This window comes from Acinetobacter sp. AYS6, assembly GCF_025630795.1.
In the GTDB taxonomy this organism is placed as follows: domain Bacteria; phylum Pseudomonadota; class Gammaproteobacteria; order Pseudomonadales; family Moraxellaceae; genus Acinetobacter.
In genome coordinates, this window is the sequence record NZ_JAOTNV010000012.1 from 24,677 (window position 1) to 47,361 (window position 22,685).

At 40.4% G+C, this 22,685-nt stretch carries 19 protein-coding genes; 14 read left to right on the top strand and 5 right to left on the bottom strand.

The annotated features are described in order from the left end of the window. Positions 1–246: 246 nt before the first annotated feature. Entirely contained in the window at positions 247–714 is a 468-nt protein-coding gene (locus tag OD757_RS17640) for a MarR family winged helix-turn-helix transcriptional regulator (protein WP_009392094.1), read from the bottom strand. A gap of 149 nt (positions 715–863) precedes the next feature. Between OD757_RS17640 and OD757_RS17645 the strand changes: the two genes are divergently transcribed. The 14 genes from OD757_RS17645 to OD757_RS17710 all read left to right on the top strand — a co-directional run bounded on the left by OD757_RS17645 (position 864) and on the right by OD757_RS17710 (position 16,825). Beyond that, on the top strand, positions 864–1,973 hold the full coding sequence (locus OD757_RS17645; protein ID WP_263032681.1) for an amidase: 1,110 nt from the start codon (positions 864–866) through the stop codon (positions 1,971–1,973). A 36-nt stretch (positions 1,974–2,009) separates the two neighbouring features. Next, positions 2,010–3,158 carry an acyl-CoA dehydrogenase family protein gene (locus OD757_RS17650; protein ID WP_263032781.1) on the top strand — a complete coding sequence of 383 codons (1,149 nt, stop codon included), beginning with the start codon at positions 2,010–2,012 and terminating at the stop codon, positions 3,156–3,158. A gap of 25 nt (positions 3,159–3,183) precedes the next feature. Beyond that, positions 3,184–3,543: a hypothetical protein gene (locus tag OD757_RS17655; RefSeq protein ID WP_000387554.1), complete on the top strand. Its 360-nt coding sequence runs from the start codon at positions 3,184–3,186 to the stop codon at positions 3,541–3,543. A 4-nt stretch (positions 3,544–3,547) separates the two neighbouring features. After that, entirely contained in the window at positions 3,548–4,081 is a 534-nt protein-coding gene (locus tag OD757_RS17660) for a nuclear transport factor 2 family protein (protein ID WP_263032782.1), read from the top strand. A 29-nt stretch (positions 4,082–4,110) separates the two neighbouring features. Further along, positions 4,111–5,388 carry an aromatic ring-hydroxylating oxygenase subunit alpha gene (locus tag OD757_RS17665; protein WP_263032682.1) on the top strand — a complete coding sequence of 426 codons (1,278 nt, stop codon included), beginning with the start codon at positions 4,111–4,113 and terminating at the stop codon, positions 5,386–5,388. Positions 5,389–5,398: 10 nt separating this feature from the next. Further along, the gene (locus OD757_RS17670; protein WP_263032683.1) at positions 5,399–5,884 is read left to right on the top strand and encodes an aromatic-ring-hydroxylating dioxygenase subunit beta; all 486 of its coding nucleotides are present in this window, start codon (positions 5,399–5,401) and stop codon (positions 5,882–5,884) included. Positions 5,885–5,894: 10 nt separating this feature from the next. Continuing rightward, positions 5,895–6,632: an SDR family NAD(P)-dependent oxidoreductase gene (locus OD757_RS17675; protein WP_263032684.1), complete on the top strand. Its 738-nt coding sequence runs from the start codon at positions 5,895–5,897 to the stop codon at positions 6,630–6,632. A 34-nt stretch (positions 6,633–6,666) separates the two neighbouring features. After that, positions 6,667–7,620 (top strand): PDR/VanB family oxidoreductase, encoded by a 954-nt coding sequence (locus OD757_RS17680; protein WP_263032685.1) that lies wholly within the window; start codon positions 6,667–6,669, stop codon positions 7,618–7,620. A gap of 45 nt (positions 7,621–7,665) precedes the next feature. Then, positions 7,666–8,622 (top strand): p-hydroxyphenylacetate 3-hydroxylase reductase component, encoded by a 957-nt coding sequence (locus OD757_RS17685; protein ID WP_263032686.1) that lies wholly within the window; start codon positions 7,666–7,668, stop codon positions 8,620–8,622. 197 nt (positions 8,623–8,819) lie between these two features. Then, positions 8,820–9,734 carry a transcriptional regulator FeaR gene (gene feaR, locus OD757_RS17690; protein ID WP_004708584.1) on the top strand — a complete coding sequence of 305 codons (915 nt, stop codon included), beginning with the start codon at positions 8,820–8,822 and terminating at the stop codon, positions 9,732–9,734. A 208-nt stretch (positions 9,735–9,942) separates the two neighbouring features. After that, the gene (gene tynA / locus OD757_RS17695) at positions 9,943–12,258 is read left to right on the top strand and encodes a primary-amine oxidase (protein ID WP_263032687.1); all 2,316 of its coding nucleotides are present in this window, start codon (positions 9,943–9,945) and stop codon (positions 12,256–12,258) included. Between the two features lie 143 nt (positions 12,259–12,401). Further along, complete coding sequence (locus OD757_RS17700) at positions 12,402–13,619, top strand: hypothetical protein (protein WP_263032783.1); 1,218 nt, start codon at positions 12,402–12,404, stop codon at positions 13,617–13,619. 66 nt (positions 13,620–13,685) lie between these two features. Beyond that, positions 13,686–15,293 carry a GMC family oxidoreductase gene (locus tag OD757_RS17705; RefSeq protein WP_263032688.1) on the top strand — a complete coding sequence of 536 codons (1,608 nt, stop codon included), beginning with the start codon at positions 13,686–13,688 and terminating at the stop codon, positions 15,291–15,293. 44 nt (positions 15,294–15,337) lie between these two features. Further along, entirely contained in the window at positions 15,338–16,825 is a 1,488-nt protein-coding gene (locus tag OD757_RS17710; RefSeq protein ID WP_263032689.1) for an NAD-dependent phenylacetaldehyde dehydrogenase, read from the top strand. Between the two features lie 70 nt (positions 16,826–16,895). Here the strand turns inward: OD757_RS17710 and OD757_RS17715 are convergent, their stop codons facing one another. The 4 genes from OD757_RS17715 to OD757_RS17730 form a co-directional block, all read right to left on the bottom strand. Next, a complete protein-coding gene (locus OD757_RS17715; RefSeq protein ID WP_263032690.1) occupies positions 16,896–19,358 on the bottom strand; it encodes a penicillin acylase family protein in 2,463 nt (820 codons plus the stop codon). A 259-nt stretch (positions 19,359–19,617) separates the two neighbouring features. Continuing rightward, positions 19,618–20,397 carry a 3-oxoadipate enol-lactonase gene (pcaD, locus tag OD757_RS17720; protein ID WP_191011703.1) on the bottom strand — a complete coding sequence of 260 codons (780 nt, stop codon included), beginning with the start codon at positions 20,395–20,397 and terminating at the stop codon, positions 19,618–19,620. 10 nt (positions 20,398–20,407) lie between these two features. Continuing rightward, positions 20,408–21,622 carry a 3-oxoadipyl-CoA thiolase gene (gene pcaF / locus OD757_RS17725; protein WP_263032691.1) on the bottom strand — a complete coding sequence of 405 codons (1,215 nt, stop codon included), beginning with the start codon at positions 21,620–21,622 and terminating at the stop codon, positions 20,408–20,410. A 400-nt stretch (positions 21,623–22,022) separates the two neighbouring features. Next, positions 22,023–22,676, bottom strand: coding sequence for a 3-oxoacid CoA-transferase subunit B (locus tag OD757_RS17730; protein WP_087088202.1), 654 nt, complete (start codon positions 22,674–22,676; stop codon positions 22,023–22,025). Positions 22,677–22,685 lie beyond the last annotated feature (9 nt).

Sequence of the window (22,685 nt, forward strand, 5' to 3'; positions counted from 1 at the left end):
AACCCATTTAAGAGATAATTGGGATGTTAAGATCATGGAATTATTATTTTCTTTTTATATGTAAAATTCCATTACTTATTGAGTATGTTAGAATACCTAAAAAGTATGTTAAGTAAACGTATACTAATAATTTAATTCGATAATAAATTGATTATATTAGTTTTTTATTATTTTTAATAAGAGAGCAGCTAAAAAGGATAAATTTTAACTGCTCTAAGTGAGCTAATTTTTCATCAAATGAAGTAATTAACTTGAGGGCATAAGATCAAATAATTTTTTTAACTGATGATTTAAATTATGAAGCTCATCTTCTGAGAAGGCATTTAGGATGCCTGCCAAAGTGACCACACTAATCTGATTAATCTGTTCAACCAGCTCAACTCCTTTGGCGGTTAATTTCACCATCGAGATCCGTTCATCGGTAGTAGAAGAGTAGACCTCAACAATTCCATCTTCTACCAAGCGATATACAGCTTTAGTTGCCGTAGTTAACTTTAAAGTAGAAAGATTAGCAATGTCGGTGATACTCGCTTCACCCAAGGCATTGGTACTTAAAATGATTTTACGACGTGTATTATCAATACCTAGTTTTTTTATTGATTTTTCAATGAGTTGTGAGTATTTGCCATTGACTTGGGAAACCCAAAAAAAAGGGAAATTTTGAATACTCGACGGTTCTTTATTAGGAAGAAATTGTTCTAAATGATCAAGCATAGCTAAGCAATAACTTAGTGAAAAAAGGGTAATCCTATTATAAACAAAATTTTGCATATTTCCTTGAGAACAAATTATAAAAAATACTTGACAATTCCATTAAATTTTCCCATATTTTAATGAATAGATAAAAATACATGGAAAAGTGAATGAATATTATTAGCCAAAGCGTGCATAAAGGAAGTGGCAAGCTTAAGGTCATGGTGAAGGACACAATTGATATTCAGGGTCTGAAAACCATTGCTGGCAGTCGCGCTTTACTAAATGTTGAACCTGCCCAAGATGATGCTGAGGTGGTTAAAAACATTTTAAAAGCTGACTGTGAAATTATTGCCAAAACAAATTTGCACGAATTGGCTTTTGGTATTACAGGCATTAACCATGCTTTTGGTACACCCATTAACCCTAAATATCCTGAACTTATTCCAGGCGGATCTTCGAGTGGTTCGGCTGCGGCAGTTGCAGCAAAACAAGCTGATTTTACTTTAGGTACCGACACGGGCGGCTCTATCCGTATGCCCGCTGCGTGCTGTGGCGTTTTTGGTTTAAAACCGACTTTTGGTCGTGTTAGCAGAAAAGGCATATATCCACCATCAAGTTCTTTAGATTGCGTTGGTCCTTTTGCAAATTCAGTCGAGATGATTGAAAAAGCGATGCAAATTATTGATCCAACTTTTAAGCCAACTGAATTTACTAGTGCACCAAAACTTGCGGTTTTAGATGTAAAAGCAGAGGACGTTATTTGGAACTGTATTCATCAGGCACTTCAAAAAGCCAATTTACAGACTACTTCAGAGAAAGTTGAACATTTTGAAGCTGCTTATGATGCAGGCATGCAGATTATTAACTATGAAAACTGGCAAGCTTTTGGTGAATTAACCCAAACAGGCTTAATTGGTTCTGATGTAAATGGTCGTTTATTAAAAGCTGCCGCAACAACTTTAGAGCAAGTAAAACAAGCAGAAGTTGTGAGAACGCAGCTGACCCAAGAACTCGATGCTTTATTAGAAAAATATGATGCATTGGTTCTACCGACACTTCCGCAAATTCCACCGAAAGTTTCTGAAGCTGAAAACACGGTCGCTTTTTTGAATCTTACAGCTTTAGTTCGACCATTTAATTTATCAGGACATCCCGTTATTTCAGTGCCACTTGAAACCAGTGAAGGTTTACCTGTGGGCTTACAGATCGTATCGAAGCATCAAAAAGATGAGCAATTATGCGCTATAGCTAAATTTTGTGTTGATGCAATGCAATAAATTACAAGGAGTTAGATGATGAATAAGTTGTCTAAAATGGAGTTTGCTTCTCAAGACAAAGCAGTTGACTTAGATGCTTTGTGCCAAGAAATTCGTGAGCGCGCCTGTACAGGTGAATTTGATAATCAGGCTTATGTGAGCCAAGACATTATCGAAAAACTTAAGCAGATTGGTGTTTACCGTGCATTAGTTCCTAAACGTTTTGGCGGGGAAGAATGGTCACCACGACAGTTTTGTGAATTGATTGAAACTTTATCTAAAGCTGATGGTTCAGTGGGTTGGGTGGCAAGTTTCGGCATGAGCCCTGCGTATTTGGGAAGTTTACCTGAAGATACACTTAAAGAATTGTACCAAAACGGACCAGATGTCGTATTTGCTGGAGGTATTTTTCCGCCACAACCTGCCGAAATTACCGATGAAGGTGTCGTGGTTCGTGGACGTTGGAAATTCTCAAGCGGCTGTATGGGCGCTGACATTGTTGGCGTGGGGATTTCACCGCTTAAAAACAATGAAATGCAAGGTTTACCACGCATGGCAGTGATGCCTGCAAAAAAAGCCAAAATTGAAATGACTTGGGATACCGTTGGCCTAAAAGGTACAGGAAGCCATGACTTGGTCGTCGAAGACGTATTGGTCGAAAAGAAATGGACCTTTGTACGTGGTGAACCTTCAAAACTAAGTGAGCCATTTTTTAAATATCCGTCACTGTCTTTAGCGACTCAAGTATTAACCGTGGTGGGTATTGGAGTTGCCGCTGCCGCATTAGAAGAATTTAAAAAATTGGCACCGGGTAAAGCATCCATTACTGGCGGGTCAGAAATTGCCAACCGTCCTGTGACTCAATATGAGTTTGCTCAGGCAGATGCAGAATTTCAGGCGGCAAAATCTTGGTTTTATCAAACCATGGATATTGTTTGGAATGAAATTATTGCTGGGCGTGAAGCCACTGCTGAACAAATTAGCGATATGCGTCTGGCATGTACCCATGCAGCTCGAGTTTGCGCCAAAGTCACCCGAAAAATGCAAATGCTCGCGGGCATGACAGCAATTTATACCAACAATCCATTTAGCCGTTTTGTGAATGACACCAACGTGGTGACTCAGCATGCCTTCATGGGCGATGCGACCTTACAAAATGCAGGCTCGATTAGTTTCGGTTTAAAACCAACCCCAGGTTATCTATAAGTTTAATTTTTAAAAGGATATTGAAATGGAAGCTAAAAAATCATTACGCGTTTTGTTCTGCATGGGTATTAACCAAAACTTTTTTGATGCAGAACCTGCTGAAGCAAAAGCGGTTTGGGCAGCGTTTGGTGAAATGTGGAATGGCATTCATGACTTACCGGGTGTGCATGTTTTTGGAAATCTTGATGATGACCAAAGTATGGTTGGCCCAAGTGCAGGTTGGCCTTGGACGACGTACTTGCTTGCAGATGTTCCAGATATTGAAACCGTACATGCCGCTTGTAACTTATTTAGAACGACGGTGGTGGGTGAAGGGCCATACAAACTGTGGAAATATTGCAAAGTTGAAGCTCGTGTTGGGCGCGAATTGATTATCCAACGTTAAGGCGATAGCAATGAATGACAAAGTGAATATTGCAGAAATCTTAGAGCGGTTAGAACAGTTGGAAGCGCATAACGCGATTCGTAACTGCCTGAACCGCTATATGGAAATCTGCGACGAGCTTAATGCAAATACAGACCTTGATGAGCTAATGAATCTTTTTGATCAGGATTGTATTTGGGAAGGTGTTGGCGAGAAATATGCCAAATCTTTTGGCCGTTATGATTCTTGGCAGTCGATTTACGACATGTTTAAAAGCTATACCCAAAAAGAATCTCACTTTGTTATGAATGCACACTTTGTAAATTCAGAACAAATTTATGTAAATCAAAATGATGCAAATGCTTCATGGCTCATGTTGCAAACTTCAACGTTTAAAGATGGCCGTAGCCATCTGAATGCAGCAAAGCTCAATGTGAAGTTTCAAAAGCAAGCAGATGGAACATGGAAAATTAAACATTTCCAAACACAGAATATTTTCAGTCGTCCCGTATCGCATTGGCACAGTGAAGCCGAGTTGCCGATACCTTCCCAGGAATGACCCAGGACATATTTAAAAGGACTATTGATATGAACAGTATTATCCCAACGCATAACATTGGCATTGATTACGATGCTTTGGTTCAAAGTGACCGTGCCCATACTTCTCTTTATAAAGATGAACGTATTTTTGATGAAGAAATGGAGAAAATCTTTTATAGCACTTGGGTGTGGGTTGCGCATGCCAGCGAAATTCCAGAAGGTGGAAGCTATAAAACCATTAATATCGGTAAACAGCCTGTAGTTGTGGTACGTGACCGTAAAAAGAAAGTCCATGTACTTTTAAACCGTTGCCGTCACCGTGCCGCAACCGTATGCGAACATAAAAAGGGCAAAACCAATAGTTTTGTATGTCCGTACCACGGTTGGAGTTATGCGCTTGATGGCAGTTTACGCGGTGTGCCATCTCCGGAAAGCTACGGCGATTGTTTAGATAAATCAGAATTACCACTGGTGAGTCTACGGGTAGAAGAATATAACGGCATGATCTTCGCTTCATTTAAAGAAGACATTCAACCGCTTGAAGAGTTCCTTGGGCCAGCAAAAAAATGGATTGACCTGTTTATGAAACAAGGTGCGGGTTATCCAATCAAAGTGTTGGGTGAGCACCGTTTCCGTTTCCCGGGTAACTGGAAAATCCAGCTTGAAAATACCACCGATGCATATCACTTCCCGTTAGTACATAAGTCATTCTTAAGTTCTGTCGATGAAAAAACCGAAGAACTCTTTAACTTCGAAAACCAGCCAGGCTTTGTTGAAGACTTAGGGAATGGTCACAGTGTGATGGTCATGATTCCTGATCTTATCGATTTAGACGAAGAGCTCATGGAACGTCCAATACAAGAACGTTTTGAAGATTTGGCTCAAGCTTTGCGTGATGAAGGCCACGAAGAATTAGAAGTGCGCCGTATTGTTCGTGCAGTTGGTGGTTCTGGTTTTAACTTAAATTTATTCCCGAATATTGCATGTTCAATGGCGTTCTTCCGTGTGTTACAGCCAATTTCAGTTGCTGAAACAGAAATTCATCACTCGGTAATTACGATGGACGGTGGTCCACAAATTGCCAACCAATATCGCCTACGTTTGCATGAACATTTCCAAGGTCCATTTGGTTTTGGTACGCCAGATGACTCTGAAGCTTGGGAGCGTGTACAACACGGCGCCAATGCGGGTAATGATTTATGGATCATGTTGAACCGTGGTTTACCAGGCGAAGTCAAAACCGAAGATGGCTTAAAAAGTGATGTCAGTGCTGAAACTGGTATGCGCGCAGCATATCAGCAATGGAAAAAGATGATGAAGGCTTAAGGAGAGAGCAATGAATATGAATCTGCAATTATTAAATGAAGTCACTGCTTTCATCTGGGCTGAAGCAGATATGTTAGACCACAGCGAGTACCGTGAATGGCTTAATTTATGGAATGAAAAGGGTGTTTATATCATTCCAATTGACCCAAACCTCACTGACTATGAAAACAACTTAAATTATGCCTATGACGATAATCATATGCGTACTTTACGTGTAGAGCGTCTTGAAAATGGTGAAGCAATTTCTACAGCACCGAAAGCAAATACCGTACGTAGCGTTTCTCGCGTACGTGTTATTCAAGATCAGGACAATGAAATCGTTTTGCGTTGTGCTCAAAACTTACGTGAATTCCGTAAAGAAAACCTTAAGCATTACACCGCAGATATTACTTATCATTTGACTCGTGATGCAGCTACAGTCTTTAAGATTAACCGTAAAATTATTAACTTGGTTAACTCAACCGATACCTTAGCTGGTATTAGCTACATTCTTTAGGAGCGGTAACATGAAACAGGCTGTTTTAGTGACAGGTGCTGCTTCTGGACTCGGTAATGTCATTGCTGAATATTTTGCGAGCCAAGGCCATCAAGTGATTTTGTCAGCGAGTACGCTTGAAAAAGCCGAAAACGCCAAGGCACAAAGTCAATATGCACAAAATATGTTTCCTTTAAAGCTGGATATTTCGGTCGAAGCAGATTTTCATGCGGCGGTGCAATGGATTGAAGAGAAATTTTCTAAACTTGATGTGTTAATTAACAATGCCACCGTCACCAAAGCAACGCCAGTACTTGAAATTACCGCAGCCGATTTTGATTGGGTGACCCAAGTCAACCAACGCGGCACCTTTCAAGCTTGCCAAATTATTGGCCAGTATATGGCTAAAAAAGGCTATGGACGCATCGTTAATATGGCGTCTTTAGCGGGACAAAACGGTGGTACTGCAACGGGTGCACACTATGCGGCAACCAAAGGCGCGATTGTGACGTTAACCAAAATTTTTGCCAAAGAGTTTGCCGCAAAAGGGGTGACGGTTAATGCGGTTGCACCGGGACCGATGGAATCACCAATCGTTCATAGCGTGGTGTCAGACGAAAAAATGGAACAGTTCATCCAGAATATTCCAGTTAAAGCCTTAGGAAGTATGCATTTTATTGCTGAAACTTGTGGCTTGCTTGCGAGTCCAAATGCGGGGTTTGTGACTGGTGCGACATGGGATATTAACGGTGGTTTATTCATGCGTTAAGCCAATAGGCTACGCATGAAAAGGGAGTTAAATCATGACTACACTTTATGATGTTGTCGTTAAAAATCGCCATGTGGAAGGTGGAAATATTGCAGTTATGGAATTTGAATCTGCAACTTCTGCAACATTGCCAAAAGTTGAAGCGGGTGCGCATATTGATGTGCACTTACCAAATGGTATGGTGCGCCAATATTCACTTTGCCAAAATCCAAATGACGAAGGTAAGTTTCGCCTTGGAATTTTACGTGATCCTGAATCACGTGGTGGCTCAGTCTCAGCTTTTGATGAAATTAAAGATGGCATGCAAATTCAGGTCAGTGAGCCAAAAAATTTATTTCCACTTTTAAAAGCCAAACACAGTGTATTAATTGGCGGTGGAATCGGGATTACGCCATTAATCACGATGGCATATCAACTTGCACATGAAGGTGAATCATTTGAGCTTCACTACTGTGGAGCTAGTCCTGAACACTGTGCTTTTGTTGATGAAATTAAAAATGGTGAGTTAGCAAAATACACAACCTTTCATTTTAAGTCCGAAGGTGCAAGCCACAGAGCATTTTTTGAATCTGCCATTAAAGATATTGACCTTGAAAGCCATATTTACACATGTGGTCCAGTCGGTTTTATGGATTGGGTGATTAATCTTGCCACGACTCACAATTTTCCTGAGCAGCAAATTCACAAAGAATATTTCCAAGTCGAAACCGACACTTCTGGAGATTCATTTGAGGTGGTGGCTGAGCGTAGTGGAAAAATCATTATGGTTGAAGCAGGTGAAACCATTTTGCAGGCATTGGCTAAAGAAGGCATCGACATTGAAATGTCTTGCGAGCAAGGCGTATGTGGAACCTGTATGTGCGATGTAATTGAAGGCGAACCTGACCATCGAGATGTTTATTTTACTGACGAAGAAAAAGCCAGCAATGAACAAATATTGGTATGTTGTTCGCGCTCTAAAACACCGAGACTAGTTTTAGATATCTAATGCTCTCGCGATTTATATGGATGTAAGAGAAGGTTTAGGAGAAAGATGATGAATGTATTACAACAAATAGATGAGTTTACGGTCGATCCACTACAGTTCCGACGAGCATTAGGAAATTTTGCAACAGGCGTTACCATTGTTACTGCACAAAATTCACAAGGTGAGAAAGTCGGTGTAACCGCAAATAGTTTTAACTCGGTGTCACTCGACCCGCCACTTATTTTGTGGAGCATTGATAAAAAATCTTCAAGTTTTTCAGTATTTGAAGAAGCAACACATTTTGCAGTCAATATTTTATCGGGCACACAAATTGAGCTGTCTAATAAGTTTTCGAGACGCAATATTGATAAATTTGCAGACACCAATTTTCAACTTGGTGCAGGACTCGCACCCATTTTAGAAAATTGTTCTGCGGTGTTTGAGTGCGAACGTTATCAAGTGATTGAAGGTGGTGACCACTGGATTATTGTTGGTAAAGTGGTTCGTTTCCATGACCAAGGTCGAAGCCCACTGGTCTACCATCAAGGCGCATATTCTTGTGTCATGCCGCATCCAAGCCTTCAAGTTAAGCAAACTGAAGAGAACGGCGTAGACCAAACACATTATGGGCATTTATATAATAATGTCTGCTACTTAATGAGCCGTGCTTTTAAAGCTTATCAAACCGACTATATTCCTAAGCAAATGGCTTCTGGTTTCCGGACCAGTGAATCACGTCTTTTACTCGTTTTGGCCAGTGGTACTGCTTCAAGTAAGGAAGATTTACCGCGTGATATTGCTATGCCAATGCAGGAAGTGGAAAGATCGGCTGAAATCTTAAAATTTGAAGGGTTATTGGTCGATCACGATAATTTGTATGCACTGACTGAAAAAGGCAAACAAACGGCGCAGTATTTATTTGATATTGCCGATAGCCATCAAAATGAGGTATTTAAAAAGTATTCTGAGGAACAAAAGGATATTTTTATTACCATGCTGCGAGATTTTGCAGGAGTAGCATAAGTCCCATTAAGCTGATAAATTGAATTGATTTATCAGCTTCTTCACATCTAGCTGACTATCATCAAAACAATTCCAAGGATAAGGAATTTTTGGCACACAATTTGTTTATCAATAAAACAAGATTGTAAAAAGCCAAGACAGTGCACCACCACAAACGCAAAATTTTGAGCGGTTGCACATGTATAGAGAGGTAAGGGATGAACCAATATGTAAGCGATGCATTACTCACATGGACGCACCATATTAAAAGTGTGTGCGGCAATTTTGAAACCGATTTTGACGGAACCCGTAATTTATTCATTGGTGAAGTTCAGTGCTTTTTATTGGGCGATACCGAAATTGCTTTTATCAAAAACAATGCCAATAAAATTGTCCGAAAAGCCGATGAAATCGATCGAGTGAATAATCGTTTTTGTTTTTTGATTTTGCAGTATTCGGGAAAAATGCTGCTCGAGTATAAAAATGAAACTCTAAGCCTAAATGAAGGCGATATTGTGTTGGTCGATCCGGTCGAAACTATTTCGATGTATCCGCAAGGTTTGGTAAGTCAGATTTCAGTCCATCTGTCGCGTGAAAAATTACTGAAAGAAAATATTAGTACCGAATATTTTGGAAAACTGATTACTCAAAATATGAGTGGTTTTTTGCTCAAGAATATTTTGAAAAATATGTCTGCTGAAAACATCAAACTTTGGTATGCAACCGAAGATGGCAATGCTTTTGAAGATGCGTTAATTGCTTTAATCAAACCCACAATCAATTATAAAAATATAAACAGCTCAAATAATCTGATGGAAAAAGCCGAGCGATATATTATAGAAAACTTAGCAAAACCTGATTTAACACCTAAATTAATTGCAGAGCATATAGGGGTGTCGCTACGTCATCTCTACCGTTTATTCCTTCAAGAAAATTTATCTATTAACAAATATATACAGCTCAAACGCCTAGAAAAAGTCAAAGCAGATTTGCTTGATAAAAGAAATAAACAAAGCTCAATTACCCAAGTTGCCTTGAAATGGGGTTTTTGGGACGGTGCTCATTTTTCAAAAATCTTTAAAAAGACTTATGGTATTTCTCCTAAAGAATTTAGAGAGGGTATGTCGGTTTAAATCTTTCATCTCTCAATGTCATTTTTAGACAAATTCGACGTCATTCTTGAACAAGCTAGCCCTATGTAACTGTGTTGAAATTAAATTCATTAGAGCAGGTTAGATAAGCTTAATAACGATAAAACTATTAAGTTAGTCTAATGAATTTCACTCACAGGAAGTGCATTTTAACTGTCTGATTCAGATAGTTCAGGGATAGATGAAAAGGATGAAACCAATGCGTAAACAACGATTATTGAATGACATACAAAAAATACTGGCACTTAACTTATCAATCGCTGCAAGCTTTTGGGGAATCAATACTCAAGCGTTTGCTCATGGTGGACATGCCGAAATGGTCTCACTTTATCAAAACATGAGTGAGCAAGGTGCTAAAGTTGTTAAAGATGATTTTACCAATACTTATATGATCACCAAAGGTTCTATGGTGGTTCGAGCTAAACCTAATTCAGATCAGGTTTTGGTGAACGGCAAACCTTTTAAGCTCAGCGTGCCTTTATTAATCAAAGATGGTAAACCTGTTATTGGAAAAGATTTTTTTAATGAAGTATTCCAGTCTGGGTTAGATCAAACTTTTAAAATTGAAAATACGTTTCATCCACTCAATAGCTTAAATTCCGACGAAATTAAAAAGACATTTGATGTGATTAACCGCTCGAAATACGCCTATAAAAATATGCGTTTTGCCGAGTTAAAGCTTAAAGAACCTGAAAAAGCAAAAGTTTGGGATTACTTTATTAATCACAAAGAATTTAAAGAAGATCGTATGGCCTCATTTATTTTGTTAAAGGGGAGTCAAGCGATTGAAGGTGAAGTTAATCTTAATACTCAACAAGTCACAAAATGGAATGTACTTAAAGACACTCATGGAATGGTGTTGCTCGATAATTTTGAAGCCGTACAGCGTGTAATTGAGACAAGTAAAGAATATCAGGAAGCTTTACGGAAACGTGGCATTACCGATGTGAAGAAAGTGATTGCTACACCTCTAACTGTTGGATATTTTGGCGGTAAAGATGGTCTGGATAAACAACTCAATATATTAAAAGTCGTCGCTTATCTCGATGTAGGCGATGGTAACTACTGGGCGCATCCTATTGAAAATTTAGTTGCTGTAGTCGATTTAGATAAAGAAAAAATTATCAAGATTGAAGAAGGTGCGATCATTCCTGTGCCAATGGCAAATCGACCTTATATGTCGAATGAGCCAGTAGCAAGTAAGCTAAAACCACTTAATATTACTGAACCTGAGGGCAAAAACTTTAGCATTACTGGCCAAACCATACATTGGGGGAACTGGTGTTTGCATGTGGCGTTAGATTCTCGTGTTGGCTTGCAGCTTTCAACCGTGACTTATAAAGATAAAGGCGTTAAGCGTAAAGTCATGTATGAAGGGAACTTGGGTGGAATGGTGGTTCCATATGGCGACCCTGATATTGGTTGGTACTTCAAATCTTATTTGGACTCTGGCGAATATGGGATGGGAACACTTACCTCATCTATTCTTCCTGGAACAGATGCACCCGACAACGCTGTTTTACTTGATGCTGTGATCGCAGACTATAAAGGCCAGCCTCAAGTAATTCCAAATGCCATTGCTGTGTTTGAGCGTTATGCTGGACCTGAATATAAACATCACGAAATTTTTGGTAACCAAGATGCCAGTGAAGCCCGCCGTGAACTTGTTGTGCGCTGGATTAGTACGGTTGGAAACTACGATTACATGTTTGACTGGGTATTTGCTCAAAATGGTGTAATTGGGATTAATGCGGGTGCAACAGGTATTGAAGCTGTTAAAGGCGTTAAATCACGCACTATGCATGATAGTACCGCAAAAGAAGACACCAAATATGGAACTTTAATTGACCATAATATTGTCGGTACAACGCATCAACATATCTATAACTTTCGCTTAGACATGGATGTAGATGGGGAAAACAACAGCTTTATGCATATGGACCCTGTGGTGAAAGCCAATGACAAAGGTGGTGTTCGTACAAGCTCAATGCAAATTGACAGTAAAGTCATTACGAATGAGCAAAATGCAGCTGAAAAATTTGATCCGTCTACTATTCGCTTACTCACGAATTTCAACAAGGAAAATAAATTAGGTAATCCGGTTTCTTATCAACTCATTCCTTTTGCAGGTGGAACACACCCTGTGGCGAAAGGAGCCAATTTCTCTAAAGATGAATGGTTATTTAAACGTTTGAACTTTATGGATAAGCAAATTTGGGTGACTCAGTACAATCCAGACGAACGTTACCCTGAAGGGAAATATTCAAACCGTTCGACTCATGACACAGGATTAGGACAATTCATTGCCAACAATGAAAATATTGAAAATAAAGACCTTGTGGTGTGGATGACAACAGGAACAACCCATGTGGCACGTGCTGAAGAATGGCCAATCATGCCGACAGAGTGGGTGAATACACTCATCAAACCTTGGAACTTCTTTGACAGCACCCCGACTTTAAACTTGGGTGAAGAAGAGCAAAACACAAAGCACGACCATCATTAAACAGGTGCATGATCTAGAGTGGGTAACGAATCGGTTACCCACACCTGAGCGTGGGTAAGCCGTTCGCAAAAAGGAATTTCTCAATGAAAAATTTATTTTCTCAGGTTGTGAGAGGGACTCTCTTTGTCTCATTTTTTTCAACTGTGCATGCTGGTGAAATTGAAATTAAACCGACTTTTGAAGCAACTTTTGGGGCTTTTAGTAGCGGTAAAAGCTATAACGGTGAAAACCTAGAGGATGAAAGAATCAATTGGCAAGAAGGCCACCTTAAATATGGTGCTAAAGGTCAATACACCTTTAAAAACAATCAGCTTTATGCAAGCTTGAGCGGTATTAGCTCGGCAACATTTGGTGATGGTGATGCTGGCCAAAATAGTAATGGTAAAGAACGTAAAACAGATGTGAATGAATGGATCATTGGTTTTAAAGACGGCACCAATAAAGATGAGTTAACGACCTATGATTTAAGTATTGGTCAACAAAATATTATGATTGGTGATGGGTTCTTCATTGCGGGTGATGCGTTAAACCTCGGTAAAGCGCCTGCGGATGGCACACTAGATCGGGGCGGAGCATATTATCTGGCAGCTCGTCGAAGCTTTGATTTTACAAGTTTGCTTCAATATAAACCGCAAGAGAATACAACGCTAAAGCTGGCTTATTTAAAGTCAGACAATAAAGCACAATTTTCCCCGGAACTCTTTGTGACTGATCTGATGTATCAGCTTAAAGATAGGGGCGTTGGGTTCACTTACTTAAATGTATTAGACCTTGAAGATGCTGAACACGTTTCAGGGCGCGAAGATCTTAAAAATTATGCTTTACGCTTGAATTATCAACCTTTACCAGAGCTACAAGTTAAAACTGAGTTTGTTGTGCAAGATAAAAAAGATAGTACGGAAAATGCTGGCTACTTAGCGCTGAACTATAACTTTTTATCTTCAAAATATACGCCTTCATTAGGCTATCGTTTTAGTCATTTTTCAGACCAATACGACCCTATGTTTTATGGAAATACAGTCGGCTTTGGTACATGGTTTCAGGGCGAAGTTGCCGGAAACTATGCTGGTCCATTTAATAAAAATGCCGATATTCACCAAGTTTCTTACAGTATGAATCTAAAAGAAAATTTTATGGTGGGTGCTTTGGCCTATAAGTTCAAAACAGTAAATAAGTCTTTAAGTAATGTCGATGGACATGAACTGGATGTATTTTCGGTTTGGTCGGTCAATAAAAAATTCAATGTTATTCCTTTAGTCGGGATCTATAAACCAAAACACGATATCCATAGTGGCGGTACTCAAAACTACGATGACAAGACCAATGTATATGCGCAGTTGATTCTGCAATACATCTATTAAATTAGAGCGAAGGAGATCGTGTTTATTGGCGGTACATTCATAGAAATAAAATTAGGATGAAATCAGATGAATCAACAATATGACTATATCGTGATTGGTGCTGGCTCAGCAGGTTGTGTGGTCGCAGCACGACTATTAGAAGCCAAGGCAGGGCGCGTTCTTGTTTTAGAGGCTGGAAGCCGAGATAGCAGTATGTTTCATACTATACCTGCAACAGTAGTTAAAGTATTCCAGCAAAAATCATGGCAATACATGACCGTTCCGCAGAAATATTGTAATCATCGTGAAATGATCCTTGCACAAGGAAAAGTGTTGGGAGGTGGAAGCTCGGTTAATGGCATGATCTATTGCCGAGGCCAACGTCAGGATTATGATTTATGGGCCTCGGAATGGGGATGCAATCAGTGGTCTTATCAACATGTACTGCCTTTTTTTAAGAAAGCAGAAAAAAATGAAAGTCTTGCTGATGAATATCATGGACAAGATGGCATTTTACCTGTCAGCGAAAATCGCTATCGCCATCCTTTGACGCTTGCTTGTATTAAAGCAGGTCAGCAAATGGGGATGAATTACGTCAATGATATTAATGGTTGGGATCAGGCCGGTGTAGGGTTTTATCAAACGACTACTCAAAATGGTTCACGGGCGAGTACCTCAAAAACCTATTTAAAGTCAGTCGAAAACCACCCAAATCTCACGGTTATTACGGATGCCTTAGTACATAAAATTGAAACTCAAGGTGATCAGGTTACTGGGGTTACTTATAGTGTTGGCGGAAAATCACCGATTACGGTACAGGCTCAAAAAGAAGTCATTCTGAGTGCTGGTGCAATTGGTAGTCCTAAGGTTTTATTACTTTCGGGAATTGGTCCAAAACAGCATTTAGATGAACTCGGCATTGAATGTATCCGTGACCTACCCGTAGGTGAAAATTTTCACGACCATTTGCATATGTCGGTTAATGCGACAGTAACAACCAATAATAGTCTGCTCGGTGAAGATCAAGGTTTAACTGCGGTAAGACACTTTTTACAGTGGTGTTTTACACGTTCAGGGTTGTTAACCACCAATATTTTAGAGGGTGGTGGTTTTATTGACACCAATAACAATGGTCGACCTGATGTCCAATTTCATTTTTTACCTGTGCTGGATAATTTCGATAATACCCCTGGTGAAAAAGCAGTTGCTCAGGCACATGGCCTTACCATTAAAGTCGGACATGTACAGCCAAAAGCACGTGGGACTTTGCGTTTAAGTAGTAAAGACCCAAAAGATTTGCCTGTTATTGACCCTAATTATTTAGGTCATAAAGAAGATATTGACGCAAATATCCGTGCGGTACAGGCTGGACTTCGCTTATTACAACAACCGGCATTAAAAGCAATTATTAAAGAAGTGATTGAGCCTGCAAATATCGATCCTGATGATATTGAAGCGATTGATCAATGGATGCGCCAGAACATTAAAACGGTCTATCACCCCGCGGGTAGCTGCAAAATGGGCAATGCTCCGCAAGATTCGGTCACAGATCAGACCCTTAAAGTACATGGTTTTAAAAACTTACGTGTTGTTGACTGTTCGATTTGCCCACAAGTTCCAAGCGGTAATACCAACGCAATTGCCATCATGATTGGTGAACGCGGTGCAGACTTTATTTTGAATCAGGTCGCCTAGTTGCTGTCACAACAAAATTTTAGAAATGAAAAGAGGAAAAGAACATGAGTGAAGTTCAGATTTTAGCAAGCGTACAGCAATTTATGACACGTCAACATGGACATTTTATTGATGGAAAGTTAGTTGCTGCCGAGCTTTTAGATAAAGTGGATATTGTAAATCCATCGACTGAACAAGTGGTTGCTCAAATTAGTATTGGTAGTCAACAAGACGTCGAAAGAGCAGTGAAAAGTGCTGAACATGCTTTTCAAAATGCTTGGGCTGAAACGACGCCGTATGAACGTGGCGTTAAACTAAATAAACTGGCAGATTTAATTGAGCAATATGGTGAAGAACTTGCACAGCTTGAGTCGTTGTCTACCGGAAAACTCATTAATATTTCCCGCCATCTTGAAGTCGCACAATCTGTTATTTTCTTAAGATATTTTGCGGGTTGGGCAACCAAAATTAATGGTCAAACCATGCAACCGTCTATTCCTTCTATGCAAGGTGAAAAATATACGGCCTTTACTTTAAGACAACCTATTGGCGTGGTTGCAGGGATTGTGCCTTGGAATTTTTCACTCATGATTGGCGTTTGGAAAATCGGCTCAGCTTTAACAACCGGCTGTACCATTGTGCTTAAACCAAGTGAGTTTGCCAGCTTATCTTTATTACGTTTAGCTGAACTTGCCATTGAGGCAGGTATTCCGGCTGGGGTAATTAATGTGGTTACGGGTAAGGGGAATACAGGGCAATATTTAATTGAGTCGCCGCTCGTTAAGAAAGTCTCGTTTACAGGTTCAGTACCAACGGGTATTGCGATTGGTAAGCTTGCGATGAGCAGTGATTTAACTCGGGTAAGTCTAGAGTTGGGCGGTAAAAATGCTATAGCCGTCTTGGCTGATGCAAATATTGATGAGATTTTACCAACTTTGTTGCAAGCAACTTTTGTGCATCAAGGTCAAGTTTGCGCATCCCCAGAACGTTTTTTTGTACACCGTACAAAACATGATGAACTGGTCGAGAAACTCTCTAAAGCACTCTCTAGTTTTAAAATTGGATCGGCTATGGATGAAGGAAGTATGTTTGGTCCACTCTCTAATCAGCCACATTTTAATAAAGTAAAACATTATTTAGATATGGCTAAAGCCAACAACCAGATTATTGCTGGTGGTGAGGCTCTAGATCGATCAGGATATTTTGTACAGCCGACTTTAATTTCCTTTAAAAATACGGATGATCCTTTATTTTCAGAAGAAACTTTTGGTCCAGTGGTCGGGATAATGCCATTCGACACTGATGAAGAACTCGTTCAACTGATGAACCAGTCGCGCTTTGGTTTAACTGCAAGTATTTGGACAAATGACTTATCGAAAGCTTTGCGTTTAATTCCTAAGATTGAAGCGGGGACCTTGTGGGTCAATATGCATACGTTCTTAGATCCATCAGTTCCATTTGGCGGGGTAAAAGCTTCAGGAATTGGCAGAGAGTTTTCAGATGCATTTATTGAAGATTACACCGAATTAAAATCGGTCATGATTCGGTATTAAGCCAATAAAGAGGTTTGTCACTTTATAAATAACAAACCTCTGCTTTTAACATAAAAATTGGGCTAAAAAGTTAATAGTTTAAAGTGATGCTTTGTTGAGTTGATTGGTCGATTTCTTTTTGACTCACCGCATCATCTTTACACTTGTAACTTTCAAATAAAGGAAGCTGATCTGCAAAGTGGGCATCCGGTTTTCCATTTTGATTAATAAAACCACTTTGTCCTGGGGCTAAAATCGAACACATGGTGACTTGATTTGGATTTAATACCACTCTAAATGTAGCACTTCCCGTATTTCCATAAGTGCTGAGCTGTTGTTCATGCGATGGATCAGCCCAAGGAATGCCTACCGAATTTTTGCTGGAAAAGCCCATGGTTGCCACCGGAATTTTCCAGTCGTTCGGGTCGGTAGAGTGATATTGATTTGAAAGTTCATTCAGCGCATTTTCTAAAGCTTTTAATACGACTTCATCTGCTGTTTGTCCTTTTAAGAAATCAATATTCTGAGGAACGCTGGCCTGTTTTCCTTGTAGGGCATTCCAGATTAATTTTGATGCACTCGCTGGCTGGGCACTACGCGGATCATTATTTACCGGATAAAGTGTATCGGTATAACGCTTATAAATATTCTCTGAAAGATTAGGTTTGAGTACCAGTTCAATCATTTGATTAAGCCATACACGGGTAATTGCTGGTGCTGCACCTTGATAATATTTGGCTTCACTATCAGGACGTAATTTAAGATCCCAACTGGCAAGTAACGGAGCGACTTTTTTGGCTAACGGTGATGCCTTGGGACTTTGTGCAGCTTTGACCATATAAGGTACAAAATAACGCGCATTTAAATCAGACCATGCCGCCGTTTTATTAATTTCCCAAATTTCTTGCTGACTCAGTTTGGGTTTACTTTCTAAAGGTTCAAGTAGTTCATTCACCCGGTCTACATAAGAAAAGTTTGACGAATCTGAGCGTAAACCTGCATAGGCTTTGTTATTCCAGCTTGTTATATAGCCTTTTTGTGGATTGTATTCTTTAGGGTTATGAGAGAAGTCATAAAAACCTTGCCACTCCATTGAACCATCACCTTTAGCTGGAAGCTGAATATGTTGGTTTTCAGGGCGAATAGGTAAACGACCTAAAGCAGCAACACCAATATTATCTTTAGTATCGGCATAGAACCAAGTGATAGAGGCTGCGACACGTTTGGCTTGAGCAAGAAATTCATCCCAATTTGAGGCTTTCGCTGCATTTGCCCATCCTAATAAGGTTTCAATTTCTACGCCTTCCCAGCTACGTTTTTGTGCATACGCCGTATGGTTATTTTCATCCCATGTACTTACAAAACCTTGTTTACTCTTATAAACATCTAAAACATGGTCAGCTTGATTCTTAACTTTTATTTTTACTTGCTTGTGTTCAAATGGAATATAAGTCCCTTTATATAAATATTCTTTTGAGTTACTTGGGTTTAAGGTGAGTTGGTAAACATCGTTAGTATCGAGTGAGCCTACCGTAGAACCCCATGCGATTTTGCCGTTGGTTCCAAATAAAATTGCAGGTAATCCGACTGGTGTAATACCTGTCAAATTATAGCCAGCACCATGTAAACCAATACTGTAAGTAATTGCTGGTGTATACCATCCTTGTTGTGGGCCATTATATAAAACTGCTTGGCCTTCAATGGTCTTATCACCTTTTAAGACCCATGCATTGCTGGCGGTAGGTACGCCGTCTATCACACTTTTGCCTAAAGCAATGCGAGCTTGAGCTAAATAGGTTTTGGCTGCTTTGTTTGAAATAGGGCTAATGTCTTTGAGTGTTTGCTGTTGGCGCGCTATGAGCTGTGGTTTTTGTTCAGATTGAATAATGGTCGGAGCACTTGGGTCATTTAGCCAACGTAATTGTTGATAGACTTTAAGGCCTTCTTCTTGACCTTTTTCTTTTTGCAGTTGCGTGAGTAAATCTAAATTTGAGACTTCCGAACTTGCCGAAAAGAAACGATTCAAAATTAAGCCCACCCAAACCATAGCAATATCTTCTGTTTGCCATGTTGATGGTTTAAAACCATAATCTGTGAACTCTTTAGGCATAAGATTTGGATCTGCTAAAACCTCTTTAACCCGTTTATTAAAACCTGCAGCATAACCTTCAAAAATTGCTCGGTCTTCCGGTGAGAGTGCGGCGAGTTGTTGTTTAATATTTTCTGGATCAAAACGGCTATGTGTCGCAATATCATATTGAAGATAATCGGGGCCGAGCACCTCAGCCACTGTACCTTGTCCTGTACGTTTTGACATTTCCATCTGGAATAATCGATCGGTCGCTACCGAATAGCCATAACCATAAAATAGACCGTAGGTATCATTTGCATATACATGTGGTGTACCGAATTTATCGCGCTTAATTGTGATCTGCTTTTGTGTCGGTGTGGGGTCTAAACTTGATGAAGAATTACAACCCGCTAAAAGTGCGCCTAAAAGTAATATTCCATATTTAATTAAAGGGCGTGTAGGGTGAGGCCGAGAGTTCAGCATAGTTATGTTCAATTGAGATATCCTTACTTTCATTATGATGTAGACGTGATCGATCTAAGAATCTTCTTAGATTCGTGTCACTGATGAACAAGCCCTGTTCATGAATTTCAAATACTGTTATTTATCCATGTAATTTTCCATTACATTTGAGGTATATATTTATACCTTCTCGAACAAGTTATTTAGATTTTTATTTTGAGAGAATAAAAAAGGCCGTTATAGGCCTTTTTTAAATGAATGACTTTTATAGAAGACGAATTTAGCCCAATAAAAAATCTTTTAAGATTTTATTAAAAGCTTCTGGCTGCTCTACATTGGAAATGTGAGAGGCATCTATTTCTGCAAGTTTTGATTGTGGAATGCGTTGCTGCATAAACTCACCATCCGCAACTGTCGTTACAGGGTCTTGAGTACCAGCAACCACCAATACAGGAATTTTGATGTCTTTTAACTGCTCACGGACATCCGCTTTAGCCAAAGCCTCGCAACAATTGGCATAACCCATTGCGCTGCCAGCACTTAAGTCGTTACACAGGTTGTTGACAATTGAAGCATGACTTTGGATAAAGGGATCTGTAAACCATCGCGAAGCTGCTGTGGCTGCGATCGGTTGTAAACCTTGCTCACGTACTAATTTTGCACGGTCAAGCCATGCTTGTTCTTGTCCAATTTTAGCGGCAGTATTTGCCACAACCACATGACTAAAACGGTCAGGGTAGTGAATTGCAAGCCATTGACCGGTTAAACCACCCATAGAAATTCCACAAAAAGCAGCTTTGCTAATATTCAGATGATCCAGTAAACGGACAACATCTTCACCTAATTGCTCTACAGTGTATGGGCCATCAGGCGTAGATGATGAACCGTGACCACGAGTGTCATAGCAGATCACAAAAAATTGATCTTTCAATTCATTAAACTGTTTTTGCCACATGCCATAATTGGTGCCCAAAGAATTGGAAAACACCAGAGCAGGGGAAGATGGCTCACCAAAGGTTTGATAGTTAATTTGTGCATCGGCAGATTGAAAAGATGGCATTTGTTTCTCCTTAAAGTGCTTCAACCCGTTCAATAATCAAAGCAATTCCTTGGCCCACACCAATACACATTGAACATAAGGCATAACGTCCACCTGTCTGTTCAAGCTGGTTTAAGGCTGTAGTCACGAGGCGTGCACCTGATGCACCAAGTGGATGACCCAATGCAATGGCACCACCGTTTGGATTTACTTTGTTGCTATCGTCTGGTAAGCCTAAATCACGGGTCACGGCTAAAGCTTGTGCAGCAAAGGCTTCATTGAGTTCAATTACATCCATCTGATCTAACGTTAGGTTGGCTTGTTTAAGTAATTTTTTAATCGCTGGTGCCGGAGCAAAACCCATAATACATGGCTCTACACCCACTGCTGTTGAAGCAATGATCTTGGCACGTGGTTTTAAGTTGTAAGCTTGAACTGCCTCATCAGAAGCAATCAGTAGAGCTGCTGCACCATCATTAATACCTGAAGCATTACCTGCAGTCACAGAACCATCTGCTTTGACAACCGGTTTAAGTTTGCTTAAAGCTTCAAGCGTGGTTGATGCACGTGGGTGCTCATCGGTATCAATCACAACAGCCTCACCCTTACGCTGAGGGATTTCAACTGCCACGATTTCTTTAGAAAAAAAGCCTTTGGCTTGCGCGCTTGCGGTGCGTTGTTGGCTCACCAAGGCAAACTGGTCCTGATCTGCACGATTGACGTTGAACTGTTCAGCGACGTTTTCGGCAGTCTGGGGCATGGTGTCTACACCATACAATTCTTTAAGTTTCGGGTTAATGAAACGCCAGCCCATAGTGGTGTCTTCAATCTTCTGGCTACGGCCAAAAGCACTGTCTGACTTACCCATCACATAAGGTGCACGGCTCATGCTTTCTACACCACCTGCAATCACCAAATTTGCTTCACCTGCTTTAATGGCACGGGCAGCAATGGCAATCGCATCGAGAGATGAACCACACAAACGGTTAATGGTGGTTGCTGGAACTTGATACGGCAAACCTGCAAGTAAAGCTGACATACGGCCAACATTACGGTTATCTTCACCGGCTTGGTTAGCACAGCCATAGATCACATCATCGACCTGTTCCCAATCTACATTTGGGTTACGCTGGATGAGAGCCTTAATCGGCACAGCGCCAAGGTCATCGGCACGGACAGGTGCAAGGCCACCGGCATAACGGCCGAATGGAGTACGGATGGCATCGATGATATAAGCGTTTTTCATTCTAACTTTTGTCCTTTACTTCAGGCCTTTTTAGCCATTCTCCGTAGGTATTTCACGGTGGCGACATGGATGTCGCCTCGTTGCTCAGCACAACAAGGAAGTTGTGTCTGAGTAACAAAGGTTTTTGGTTACTTTTTTAAAAAAGTGACACGAATTAGCTGGTGGCATCTGGCTTAAACAGATAAGACTACGTTGTGATGATTTATAAATTTTCATATCAACGGATAACATCACGGCTGTAATTTACTGTGATATCCGTAGGTCTTTTGCTTAAGTGATACCTTACTTTTGAAAGGTCAAAAGTAACAAAAACCTTTGTTGAACAGAGGAGGCTTCCTTGCCTCCCTGTCCAACGGGCGACATCCATGTCGCCTCTCACGATAGTTACTGCTGTTTAAACTTACCCTTGAGTCGCATCAATCAAAGTTGCACCCGTTAAAGCCTGTAACTCTTCAAAGCTAAGACCTTCAACTTTCTCAATCACCTTTAAACCATCTTTAGTCACATCAATCACACATAGATCGGTATAAATACGGTCAACGCAGTGTTTACCTGTAACCGGATAAGTGAGCTCAGCAACAATCTTAGGCTCACCTTGCTTGGTCACATGGTCTGTAGTGATAAATACTTTCTTGGCACCAACCGCCAAATCCATCGCACCACCCACAGCAGGAATTGCATCCGGTGCACCGGTGTGCCAGTTTGCCAAGTCGCCATTCGCTGCAACCTGAAACGCACCAAGCACGGCAATATCAAGGTGACCACCACGCATCATCGCAAAGGAGTCGCCATGGTGGAAAAAGCTGCCACCTTCTAGCATGGTCACAAATTCTTTACCCGCATTAATCAGTTCAGGGTCTTCTTCACCTGCCGCTGGCGGTGGGCCAAAGGCCAATAGGCCATTTTCAGAGTGAAGGAAAATATCTTTATCGTCAGGTAAATAGCTCGCAATTTTGGTCGGTAGGCCAATACCTAAATTTACATAGGCGCCATCTGGAATATCTTGTGCCACACGTTTTGCAATCTGGTCACGGCTGAGTTTCTGGTAGCTCATGTTATTTCT